11 protein-coding genes are annotated in these 11,351 nt (G+C 56.6%); 8 read left to right on the forward strand and 3 right to left on the reverse strand.

Annotated features, from left to right (window positions below; genetic code table 11):
- Positions 1 to 482 precede the first annotated feature (482 nt).
- From G7A98_RS08030 to G7A98_RS08040, 3 genes are read left to right on the forward strand one after another with little or no spacing between them, the layout of a single operon-like run.
- The gene (locus G7A98_RS08030) at positions 483 to 716 is read left to right on the forward strand and encodes a hypothetical protein (RefSeq protein WP_163649134.1); all 234 of its coding nucleotides are present in this window, start codon (positions 483 to 485) and stop codon (positions 714 to 716) included.
- A gap of 43 nt (positions 717 to 759) precedes the next feature.
- Positions 760 to 1,047, forward strand: a complete 288-nt coding sequence (locus G7A98_RS08035) for a helix-turn-helix transcriptional regulator (protein ID WP_163649135.1) — start codon at positions 760 to 762, stop codon at positions 1,045 to 1,047.
- Positions 1,047 to 2,039 carry a reverse transcriptase family protein gene (locus G7A98_RS08040; protein ID WP_163649136.1) on the forward strand — a complete coding sequence of 331 codons (993 nt, stop codon included), beginning with the start codon at positions 1,047 to 1,049 and terminating at the stop codon, positions 2,037 to 2,039. The genes G7A98_RS08035 and G7A98_RS08040 overlap by 1 nt, the downstream gene beginning before the upstream one ends.
- Here G7A98_RS08040 and G7A98_RS08045 read toward each other — a convergent pair.
- Both G7A98_RS08045 and G7A98_RS08050 read right to left on the reverse strand, forming a co-directional pair.
- Positions 2,013 to 2,405, reverse strand: coding sequence for a MarR family winged helix-turn-helix transcriptional regulator (locus G7A98_RS08045; RefSeq protein ID WP_163649137.1), 393 nt, complete (start codon positions 2,403 to 2,405; stop codon positions 2,013 to 2,015). The genes G7A98_RS08040 and G7A98_RS08045 overlap by 27 nt on opposite strands.
- Complete coding sequence (locus tag G7A98_RS08050; protein ID WP_163649138.1) at positions 2,405 to 2,572, reverse strand: hypothetical protein; 168 nt, start codon at positions 2,570 to 2,572, stop codon at positions 2,405 to 2,407. Before G7A98_RS08050 ends, G7A98_RS08045 begins: the two co-directional genes overlap by 1 nt.
- A gap of 236 nt (positions 2,573 to 2,808) precedes the next feature.
- Here G7A98_RS08050 and G7A98_RS08055 point away from each other — a divergent pair, with 236 nt between their 5' ends.
- The 5 genes from G7A98_RS08055 (at position 2,809) to G7A98_RS08075 (ending at position 10,134) form a co-directional block, all read left to right on the forward strand.
- Positions 2,809 to 4,368 (forward strand): class I SAM-dependent DNA methyltransferase, encoded by a 1,560-nt coding sequence (locus G7A98_RS08055; protein WP_163649139.1) that lies wholly within the window; start codon positions 2,809 to 2,811, stop codon positions 4,366 to 4,368.
- Positions 4,365 to 5,630 carry a restriction endonuclease subunit S gene (locus G7A98_RS08060; RefSeq protein WP_163649140.1) on the forward strand — a complete coding sequence of 422 codons (1,266 nt, stop codon included), beginning with the start codon at positions 4,365 to 4,367 and terminating at the stop codon, positions 5,628 to 5,630. The genes G7A98_RS08055 and G7A98_RS08060 overlap by 4 nt, the downstream gene beginning before the upstream one ends.
- Entirely contained in the window at positions 5,627 to 8,842 is a 3,216-nt protein-coding gene (locus tag G7A98_RS08065; RefSeq protein WP_163649141.1) for a type I restriction endonuclease subunit R, read from the forward strand. Before G7A98_RS08060 ends, G7A98_RS08065 begins: the two co-directional genes overlap by 4 nt.
- Positions 8,843 to 8,908: 66 nt before the next feature.
- Complete coding sequence (locus G7A98_RS08070) at positions 8,909 to 9,286, forward strand: hypothetical protein (RefSeq protein WP_163649142.1); 378 nt, start codon at positions 8,909 to 8,911, stop codon at positions 9,284 to 9,286.
- Positions 9,287 to 9,501: 215 nt separating this feature from the next.
- Entirely contained in the window at positions 9,502 to 10,134 is a 633-nt protein-coding gene (locus tag G7A98_RS08075) for a recombinase family protein (RefSeq protein WP_240464703.1), read from the forward strand.
- A gap of 314 nt (positions 10,135 to 10,448) precedes the next feature.
- On the opposite strand, the gene rnhA is transcribed toward G7A98_RS08075, so the two are convergent.
- Positions 10,449 to 10,955 carry a ribonuclease HI gene (gene rnhA, locus G7A98_RS08080; RefSeq protein WP_163649143.1) on the reverse strand — a complete coding sequence of 169 codons (507 nt, stop codon included), beginning with the start codon at positions 10,953 to 10,955 and terminating at the stop codon, positions 10,449 to 10,451.
- Between the last annotated feature and the right edge of the window lie 396 nt (positions 10,956 to 11,351).

The raw sequence follows: 11,351 nt of genomic DNA on the forward strand, positions 1-11,351 counted from the left end.
CAGCTGCAAAGCTACCAGGCCTCCTCCTGACGAGCTTCCTGCCCTGCTAAACGAAACCCCCGGTCATGGGAATGTAGGAAGCCTACTCCCAGACACCGGGGGTTTTCTTTTGGTGGGTACCTGACCAGCTAACCCAGCAATGCACAGAATTTGACTGACAGTAAAATTACAGCTACTATTGGTTTCAGGCTGGGTGTACCACCCAGGTGCTCTTTAAACGTGTTGATTTACCTCGATTGAGCTTGCAAGCGGGCCAACCTTGTTGGTCACCCAGGGAGTTGTTCACCCAGGGTTCACTTGCCGCACAGCGACCCGGCTGCTCGGTGTCTCAGACACCCGGTGGTCAGCAGTCTTGTACGGCGGGAGGCTCCTTTGAAAAGGAGCTGAACGGTGGTTTGCTGGAGCATCTACGCGTTCCTTATCGGCTCAATTGCTTGACGGCGGGGCAGTTGCCCAGTCCGATAACGAATGAGGTATTTCCGATGGATATAGCACGTTTGATCAAAACTGTCACTCTGCTGAAGCAGGTGCGGTTGGAAATGCACGACGACGTAGATGCTCGCATTACAGATAGGCTTGATGAGGCGATTGCGATTCTGGAGGAGGCACTGACTGCCGATCCAAAGCCAGCAAGGGCGGCTGCCGCTCTAGCCAAGCTCGGTGAGGCATTGAAGTACCTTCCCGTGATCAAGGCGCTTTTTGAGGACTTGATGTGACACAGCAAACCACTACTTTAAAAATTCCGATTGGTTGCGAGACATGAATATTGGATACGCAATCAAGCTGTGCCGCCAGCAGCGTAAGCTGACTCAAGGAGAGTTGGCCAAACGTGCTGGCGTTTCAGTCTCCTATCTATCGCTTCTTGAGCGAGGTGAAAGATCAGATCCAGGCCTGTCCTCGCTGGAGAGTATTGCCAAAGGGTTGGAAGTTCCGATGACCCTGCTGCTCTTTCTTGCTGCTGAGGAAGACGATCTGAAAGGCTTTACTCCAGAGCTGAAGGAAAAGCTCTCAGCCGCTGCGCTGAACCTGATGAGAGAGTCGGCTTGATGTGCGTATCGCCTGAGCTGACGCCGTTTTACCTCCACAACCCGATTGTGGATCCTGAGCACCTCGCACGATTACTGAATACACCACTCCCTAAACTGAAAGCCATCGCCGAGAGCGCGTCTGCTTCGTACCGGCCTGTTCCTCAGAAGAAGAAAGATGGCAGCCTTCGGATGACCTACGATGCGTACCCAGCACTGAAACGTGTGCAGCATCAGATCGTCCAGAAGATCCTCCACAAAGTGCGCTTCCCGCGCTACCTCCATGGCGGGATAAAGGATACCGAGTTCCCAAGAGATCACGTATCGAATGCGGCCCTGCATACGGGGGCAGCTATTCTCGTATTGGACGATATTGCCGACTTCTACCCATCGCTGGATCGCAAACTGGTGTTCACGGTCTGGCTACGCTTCTTTGGGTTCTCTCCTGAAGTAGCGGAATTGTTGACCAAGCTGACTACGCGCAAGGGATCCATACCACAGGGAGCCAAGACGAGCAGCTACCTAGCAAATCTCGCTTTCTGGGACCGAGAGGCGCAACTGGTAGAAGACCTGAAGGCGATGGGCCTGACATACTCCCGGTTCGTCGATGATGTGACCTATTCATCCCGCCACCGGATTCCAGACTGCGCCGTTGGCGAGGCCAGGGCCAAGGTATACCGGATGCTGACCTCAAAGGGATGTCGGCCTAAACGCTCCAAGAGCCAGGTCAGCCGTAAGGGGCGAAAGCTGGAGGTCACAGGACTAATCACTGCCGGGCGCTGCCCAGCAATCAGCAAGGACGAGCGAAACCGGATCCGCTCTGCAGTCCGCCACCTGGAAAAGGCAGTCAACGAAGAGGGTATGACGCCCGAGAACCGTAAGGCCTGGGACAGCGCCAAGGGACGAGTCGGAAGACTGGTTCGCTTGAAACACGTCGATGGAAGGCGGCTATCCCAGCGCCTGGATGCGCTCCTCCAGGCCGTACCCCTAGCGCACCGAATCGACAACCAATGAAACCAGCTCTTCTCCCTTGGGGGTCAAGCGAGCCAGCTTCCGGCGTCGCTCCGAGGGGTCTTCCTGTGTGTACACCAGATCCAGCCCCGGCTTTCCGAGTCGGTGTTGTGCCGATAGCAGCGCCAAGTTGCGCGAGCAGGATGACTGCGACAGCCCCGTCTTCCGCATCAGCTCACTGACGGTGATGCCGGGCTTTCTGGCAACCTCCAGCAGCAGATGGACAGCCTGGATGCCGATCTCTGGCGCAACCTCACGGATGACAGCGACTGCGCCGATCAGGCGTGTGATGCCGATTCTGGCTGATACTCGCTCTGCTACTTCTCCCTCGATGTCAGGGATAGGGCGAGGGGCACCAAGGCTGTCCATTAGCTCTCCCTCCCTTTGCGCCCAATGCGGTCGACATAGCGACCTGTGGCGTTCCAGGCCACCTCCAGCCTTCCGGGGATCTTCAGGTAGAAGTCCCCCAGGAACAGGCGTAGCTCGAAATCTCCGATTGCCACACCGACACCCCAACGCCCAATCTCCAGCTTCATACCGTACCCTCCGATGCTATATGCGAGAGACCTTATTGGTATAGCATCATCTAAAACCACAATAAAGCCTTTAAAATCAACTACTTAAGATCCACCTCTGCATATAATGACGCCACGCATCAGTTACGGGGGCGGTGGGTTGCCTTGCTCACCTGCCAGGGGAAGGGGTTGCTGTAGTAAGATGCCTAGCTAATATCAGACAAAGCATGATCAATAAGCATTAGGAGCAGTACACCTTGGTTAACGGAGACGTGGGGAAGCGCCTATGGGCAGCAGCTGACCAGTTATGGGCCAACACTGGCCTCAAGCCCGCTGAATTCTCGACCCCCGTGCTGGGGCTCATCTTCCTGAAGTACGCCGACAAGAAGTACTCAGCCGCCGAGGAGAAGCTCGGGCCGGTGGGTTCCGGTGGCCGCCGCAAGGTGAGCAAAGATGACTACCTGGCCGAGGGGGTGATCTTCCTCCCAGAGACCGCCCGCTTCTCGCACCTGCTGTCGCTCACCGAGGGCGACAACATCGGCAAGGCTATCAACGATGCCATGAAGGCCATCGAGGACGAAAACCCCGACCTCAAAGGTGCCCTGCCGCGCACCTACACGCGCCTGGAGAACTGGGTGCTGCAGGAACTGCTCAAGCAGCTCGCTCCGGTTGATCTGTCAGGAGACGCTTTCGGCAAGGTCTACGAGTACTTCCTCGGCAACTTCGCACTGAAGGAAGGCCAGAAAGGCGGTGTCTTTTACACCCCCGAGTCCATCGTCAAGCTGATCGTTGAGATCATCGAGCCCTACCACGGTCGCATCTTCGACCCGGCTTGTGGGTCAGGCGGCATGTTCGTCCACTCGGCAGACTTCGTGGAGCGTCACCACAAGACAGCCATGGACGAAATCTCCATCTTCGGCACCGAGAAAGACCAGACCACCGTCAACCTCAACAAGATGAACCTCGCGGTTCATGGCCTCTCTGGCGATGTGCGGGTGTCCAACACCTACTACGAGGATCCTCACGGCTCGGTCTACAAGAACGGTGAGGGCTTCTTCGACTTCGTGATGGCCAATCCCCCGTTCAACGTCTCGGGAGTGGACAAGGAGCGTCTTGAGGGCGACCCCCGGTTCCCCTTCGGGATGCCCAAGACCGACAACGCCAACTACCTCTGGATCCAGCTCTTCTACGCGGCCCTGAAGCCCACCGGGCGGGCTGGCTTCGTCATGGCCAACTCGGCAGGAGATGCCCGAGGCAGTGAGCAGGTGATTCGCCAGAAGCTGATCGAGTCCGGTGCCGTGGACGTGATCGTCTCGGTGGGGCCGAACTTCTTCTACACAGTTACCCTGCCTTGCACATTGTGGTTCTTCGACCGGGCCAAGAGTGGGACCGAGCGCGGCGACAAGGTTCTGTTCATCGATGCTCGCCACCTCTATCGCCAGGTCGACCGGGCACACCGGGACTGGCTACCGGAGCAGATCGAGTTCCTGGCCAATATCGTCCGCCTCTACCGTGGCGAAGAGATCGAGCTGGATCAGGGCAGTGAGCCGCTGCTGGCCGAGAAGGGGCTGAGCGAGGGGTACACTGATGTGCCTGGACTCTGCAAGGTGGCGACTCGGGGAGAGATCGAGGCGCAGGGCTGGTCATTGAATCCTGGGCGCTATGTCGGGGCAGCTGCAAGAGACGCCGAGGATGTGGACTTTGCTGAGCGGCTGGAAGAGCTGGCTGAAGAACTAGAAGTGCTAAACGCTGAAGCAAGAGAGCTTGAAGACCAGATTGGCCAAAATGTCGCCCGCTTACTGGAGGTGCCAGCGTGAGCAGCACGTTATGCCAAGAATGGGAGCAGATTGCTCTTGGGGACTTGGGGCGAATTGTGACGGGGAGGACTCCGCCATCTAGCAAGCCAGAGCTGTTTGGTGATAAATATCCGTTTATAACCCCGACTGATATGGCTTTTTCTGACCGGTCCATTTGGCCTGAGCGCGGAATTTCTGACGCGGGAGCTGAGAGCCTTTCGAGAATAAAGCTGCCGCCGAAAACACCATGCTTTGTCTGTATCGGCGCGACCATTGGTAAGCTGTGTTTAACTTCTGAGGAGAGTTTTACCAACCAGCAAATCAATAGCATTGTTGTCGATCAGAAGAAGCACAGTCCTGAGTTCGTTTATTACTTGCTCTGCTATATATCAGAACACGTTAAATCATTGGCTGGAGGAGCGGCGACTCCAATCATCAATAAGACTGCCTTTAGCGAGGTGCCAGTGGTGGTGCCTTCTTTGGAGACCCAAAAGGCCATCGCATCCGTCCTCGCAGCCTACGACGACCTGATCGAAAACAATACGCGCCGCATCAAGATTCTTGAGGAGATGGCCCGGCGGTTGTACGAGGAGTGGTTCGTCCACTTCCGCTTCCCTGGGCATGAGAAAGTGAGCTTCAAGGAGAGTGAGCTTGGGGAGATTCCTGAGGGGTGGGAGATTAAGGAGCTTGGTGATGTTGCTCAGATTAACCCAGAAGTTATCAAGCCGAAGTCTGCTCCCGATGAGATCCATTACATTGACATAGCGTCCGTATCGCCAGGACAAATCGATAAAGCTGAGACGATGCAATTCGCCAACGCGCCAGGGAGAGCAAGGCGAATCGTCAGATCTGGTGATGTCCTCTGGTCTTGTGTTAGGCCTAATCGCCGCTCATGCGCAATGATCGTTGAACCGAGGGAAAATACTGTTGCTTCGACTGGCTTTGCTGTGCTGAGAGCCGGGAGTGTCTCCAAGCACTACCTGTACCAGCATGTCCGGGCTGATCAATTCGTTAGCTACTTAGTTAACCGAGCTACCGGAGCAGCTTACCCTGCTGTGAAGGCTGCTGACTTTAAAGAGGCAAAGATCATAGTGCCGAAGAGAGACATCCTCTCTGACTTTGATAAAGCAGTCGCGCCGATGAGAAGTCTGATTCACAGGCTGGATCGAAAGAACGCTAACCTCCGCGCCCAGCGCGATCTGCTCCTCCCCAAGCTGGTCTCCGGTGAAATCGACGTATCCGACATCACCATGCCCGAAGACAAGGAGGTCGAAGCCGCATGACGCCCCCGCCATCCCCCGCTTACGCCTACTCTGAAGATGCCCTGGTCGAGCAGCCCGCTATCGAGCTGTTCGCTGATCTGGGCTGGGATACCGCCAATCTCTACGGAGAGTGGTCGGGTACGGTATCGAGCGAGGGACGGCAGACACAGCAGGATGTGGTGCTGGTGCCCCGGCTGCGCGTGGCCTTGGAGAAGCTCAACCCCGAGCTGCCCGCCGATGCCCTGGAGAAGGCCATCGAGGAGCTGACCCGCGACCGCTCCAAGTTGCTGGCGGTGAACGCCAACCTGGAAGTCTACCGGCTGCTCAAGGATGGCGTAAAGGTTGAGGTGTCCGAAGACGATGGTGGCACCGCTATCGAAACGGTGCGGGTGATCGACTGGAGCCAGCCTGAGGAGAACGATTTCCTGCTGACCTCGCAGTTCTGGGTGCGGGGTGAGCTGCATACCCGGCGGACCGATCTGGTCGGCTTCGTGAACGGGCTGCCACTGCTGTTCGTGGAGTTGAAGGCCAGCCACAAGACCCTCAAAGCTGCCTATGACGGCAACCTGAGCGACTACCGCTCGGTGGTCCCCCAGCTGTTCACCTACAACGCCGTGGTGATGCTCTCTAACGGCTCCGAGACGCTGGTGGGCAGCACCTTCTCCCCCTGGGAGCATCTCTTCGAGTGGAAGAGGATCAACGATGAGGGTGAGAAAGGCGTGGTTTCCCTGGAGACTGCCATCCGGGGTATTGCCGAGCGGACGCGGCTGTTGGATATCGTGGAGAACTTCACGGTGTTCGAGGAAGCCCAGGGCGGCACCATCAAGAAGATTGCCAAGAACCACCAGTACCTCGGGGTGAACAAGGCGATCGCCGAGCTGCAACGGATCAAGGATCGCCCTGCCGGTGAGGCCGGTCGGCTGGGGGTCTTCTGGCATACCCAGGGCTCGGGCAAGTCGCTCTCCATGGTGTTCTTCACTCAGAAGATTCACCGTACCATTCCCGGCAACTGGACGTTCGTGATCGTCACCGACCGCAACGAGCTGGACGAGCAGATCTACAAGACGTTCGCTGCTACGGGTGCAGTCAACGAAGTGGAGGCTCACGCCGACAGCGGTGCTCACCTCAAGCAGCTGCTCAGCGAGGATCACCGCTACGTCTTCACACTGATCCAGAAGTTCGGCACCAAGCAGGGCGAGACCTACCCCAAGCTCTCCGACCGCCAGGATATCATCGTCATCACCGACGAGGCTCACCGCTCCCAGTACGACACCCTGGCGATGAACATGCGGACAGCGCTGCCCCATGCTGCCTTCCTGGGCTTTACTGGGACACCGCTGATGGCTGGTGAGGAGAAGACCAAGGAGGTGTTCGGGGACTACATCTCTGTCTACGACTTCGGACAGTCCATCGCCGATGGGGCCACGGTGCCCCTCTACTACGAGAACCGTATCCCCGAGCTGCAGCTGATCAATGAGAACCTCAACGACGATCTGACTCGGCTGCTGGAAGATGCCGAGCTGGACGAGGATCAGGAGAAGAAGGTCGAGCGCGTATTCGCCCGTGAGTATCACCTGATCACCCGTGACGACCGTTTGGAGGCCATCGCCGAGGATCTGGTACAGCACTTCGTCGGCAGGGGGCATCAGGGCAAGGCCATGATGGTCTGCATCGACAAGGCCACCGCCGTGAAGATGTACGACAAGGTACAGGCCCACTGGAAAGACTACCTGGCCCGACTTCAGGCTGACCTGGCAACGGCCCCCAAGGAGCAGCAAGAGGCTCTCAGGCACAAAATCAGGGTGCTGGAGACAACCGATATGGCGGTGGTGGTCTCCCAGGGTCAGAACGAGGTGAAGGAGCTGGCGGACAAAGGTCTCGACATCCTGCCCCACCGCAAGCGCATGGTAGAGGAAGACCTCGACGAGCAGTTCAAGGATCCTGATGGACCGCTGCGGTTGGTGTTCGTCTGCGCCATGTGGATCACCGGCTTCGATGTCCCGTCCTGCTCGACTATCTATCTTGATAAGCCGATGAAGAACCACACCTTGATGCAGACCATCGCCAGGGCCAACCGCAAGTACCCCGGCAAGGAAGCGGGCCTGATCGTGGACTACGCGGGTGTCTTCAGGAAGCTGCAGGAGGCGCTGGCCATCTACGGTGGTGCTTCATCCCAGGTAGCCGAACCGAGGGCCGGGTACGGTGATACACCGCCCCAGGACACCGACACACCAATTCAGCAAAAAGCCGAGCTGGTGGAGTACCTCAAGCACTTGCTGACCAAGGGCATTACCTTCCTCACCGAGAAACAGATAGACCCTGTGGCGATCCAAGCGGCAGGAGGCTTCGACAAGGTCGCCCTGTTGGACGATGCAGTGGAGAAGCTGCTTGAGAGCGAGGAGACCAAGAAGGCCTTCCTGAACCTCGCCAGGGCCACTTCCCGAGTCTATCGCGCCATCCTGCCCGACCCCTTAGCCAATGAGCTGGCACCCGATGCAGTGCTCCTCTCGGTGCTAGCCCAAAAGATCAAGGCGCTGGAGCCCGAGGTGGACATCTCCCAGGTGATGCGGGAGGTGGATGACCTGCTGGATCAGTCGGTAGCCCCGGTGCCCTACGTCATCGAGGAGACGGACGAGGAGAAGCTCTTCGATCTCAGCCAGATTGACTTCGAGAAGCTCAAGGAGCGGTTCAACAAGGGCAAGAAGCGCACCGAGGCCGAGAAGCTACGGGCGCTGCTGAACCAGAAGTTGGAGAGCATGGTGGCCAAGAACCCCAGCCGCACCGACTTCATGGAGAAGCTGCAAAAGCTGATTGAGAAGTACAACTCGGGCAGCCTGAATATCGAGGCCTTCTTCCAGCAGTTGATGAAGTTCACCGAGGAGCTGCAGGAAGAAGACCAGCGTGCAATCCGTGAGGGGCTCACCGAGGAGGAGCTGGCGCTGTTCGATATCATTACCAAGCCAGCACCGGAGATGACCGACAAGGAGGTAGCCCAGGTGAAGGCAATGTGTCGGGAGCTGCTGGAGACCCTCAAGAAGGAGAAGCTGGTGCTGGACTGGCGGAAGAAGGCCCAGGCTAAGGGCGATGTCCGCCGGACCTTGGAAATCGTCTTCGACCGGGGACTACCGGATAGCTTCGAGGAAGCCATCTACAACGAGAAATGTGATGCGGCTTTTCACCACCTGATGACCAGCTACTACGGCGGTGGCCAAAGCGTTTATAACCACCTGTAATCGAAAAAAACAATACACCAAAACAGAAGCGAATCGCTCAAAAATCACACAGCAAGGAGAACTACGATGGCTCAGTATGCAATCGCCTTTGACATTGATACTAAAGGTATGCGGGATAGTGGATTCACTAACTCTCAAATAACCAACCTGTACCAGACTGAAATCCCTAATGCATTGAGTTCGTGTGGATTTACTGCACATCCGCAAGGCTCTCTGTACCACACAGAGTCTGAAAAAGACCCGATTAACGCGATAATGCAGCTGCAGAGCACTTTAAAGTCTCAGGCTCCCGTTTTTTGTCAGTATGTGAGGCGGGTTCACGTGTTCCGCATGGAAGAGTGGAGTGACGTTACACCGCTTATCGCTGAGCATGAAGCTGCTGGTTCTCCTTCTGCTGAGGAAGAAGTGGAAGAACAAGAGAGCTTGGAAGCTGTAGCCAAGTAGTAGGATTCGCATCGTGCAGCAAGGTGGGTGTTAGTTTTGAAGTTCTGACATAGCACTCATCTTCGCCAAGTCGTACCTTTTTGTGTATACCTCAACGCGCACGGTCATACGCCGGGTCCGACTGTACCGATATAGCGCTATTGACAACCCAAACGGATACGCTATAAATCATCACACCCATATGAGTACAGGGGTTGTGAGAGAGGTAGCGAACGATGTCACCATACATCTTTATCCGTGGGTACTTGAGGGCCTCCACCGAGGACCAGAACGCCGATCGAGCCCGTGAGACCCTCAGCAGGTTTGCACAGGAGCATGGCGCTCGCGTGGCGGCGTGGTACACCGAAAACGTCAGTGGCACGAAGGCAGAGCGTTCCGAGCTGATGCGTCTGCTGTCCGACTCGGGGCCTGGAGATGTCCTCCTTATCGAACAGGTGGACCGACTCACCCGCTTGACCCGCGATGACTGGGAAACGCTGAAGAGCGCCATTCAGAAGGCTGGTGTGAGAGTGGTGTCCCTTGACCTGCCAACGAGCCATGCTGCTATGCGAGTGACCAGCGGAGACGATTTCACTGCCAGGATGCTGGATGCCGTGAACGCCATGCTGCTGGACATGCTGGCAGCCATCGCCAGGAAGGACTACGAGGACCGCAGGAGGCGTCAGGCCCAAGGGATCGAGCAAGCCAAGGCTAAGGGCATCTACAAGGGGCGTCCCGCTGATGAGGCGCTACATGAAAAGATCAGGGAGCTGCGAGCCAAAGGCTTCAGTATTCGCAAGACGGCGGAACTGGCTGGGTGTGCTCCAAGTACAGTTCAGCGGGCCATCAAGATGGGTGCGGCTGCATGACCTGCCTAAACACCATCTACATCTGACTCATGATTGGAGGCTGGCGCACAAGTTGCCATCATGCACCCGCGCCAGCAGTCTCCTCTACGCCATGCCCCCACCTGGTATCATTTTCACAGGCCCATGCCCGGGGCCACGGGGGGAGTTTCGTCTCGCGGCGTGTATAATACCGCCTTAGATTTTTGCCGGAAAAATTCCGGGTCAGCTAACCTGTTTCCTCTTCCGCCGATATCGCTTGTTTGGCCTGACTTCAGGCAGAATCGGTTTGCTCCGCTTGTCAGTCGCCCTGAAAGAGTAGCCAGCAGCCTTTCTCGTCATGCGGCTTCCCTCCAGTCGAACTGGTAGTCACCGACCTGTCGGTAGCCTTTGAAGACCTGCCCGCGAGCAGCTGCTACAGCCATGCTATCGGCTAGCTCATTCTGCGGATGGCCACTGTGCCCTTTCACCTTAAGCAGCGTCACCTCATGTTGATCCAGAAGCTCATCCAACTGCTTCCAGAGATCAAGGTTCTCAACGGGTTTCTTGTCGGACTTCTTCTTCCAGCCGTTCTTCTTCCAATTGTGTCGCCAAGTGATGCACCCATTCCGGGCATAGGCGCTGTCTGTGTAGATGCTTATGACCTTGCCACTGCGTCGGATCGCCTTCAGGCCCTCGATAATAGCCATCAGCTCCATCCGCTGGTTGGTCGTCGGGCATTCTCGTCCACTAATTCGGAGTTGCTTGTGGTCGTTCTCTAACACCGCTGCCCAACCACCTGGGGCGAACTCCGATCCGTTGTTCAGGCAAGAACCGTCGGTGTAAATTCTGATATCTGGTTTCATGGCTGTATCCTTCATCGTCGAAAGCGACTGGCTCCCTTCAGGCAGACAGACCAGTGAGCGGATACATACCGCCTACCTGACCAATCGCCTTCGAGGATGTCACTGGGTTAACTTGGAGGTTGACTCATGGTCGGCTCAGGGAGTGGCCGACAAGATGGTGGGAGCTGACAGAATGCTTCAGACAACTGATCATCAGTCATCATCACAATCCATGTCAGAACCGTTTAGGATGGTTTCATCAAGTGATCTTGTGGATGTCACTCACAGGTGTAGCCAACAGAGAGACCACAAGAGAGACTTGATGTAGGTCTTTCAGATACCTGAATCCGTGAGACCGGCCCCCAGGAATGCTTCTAACCTACTGAACTGCATGGCAATATAGCGAATATCGCCATT

This window comes from Modicisalibacter sp. 'Wilcox' (assembly GCF_010993675.1).
Lineage (GTDB): Bacteria > Pseudomonadota > Gammaproteobacteria > Pseudomonadales > Halomonadaceae > Modicisalibacter > Modicisalibacter tunisiensis.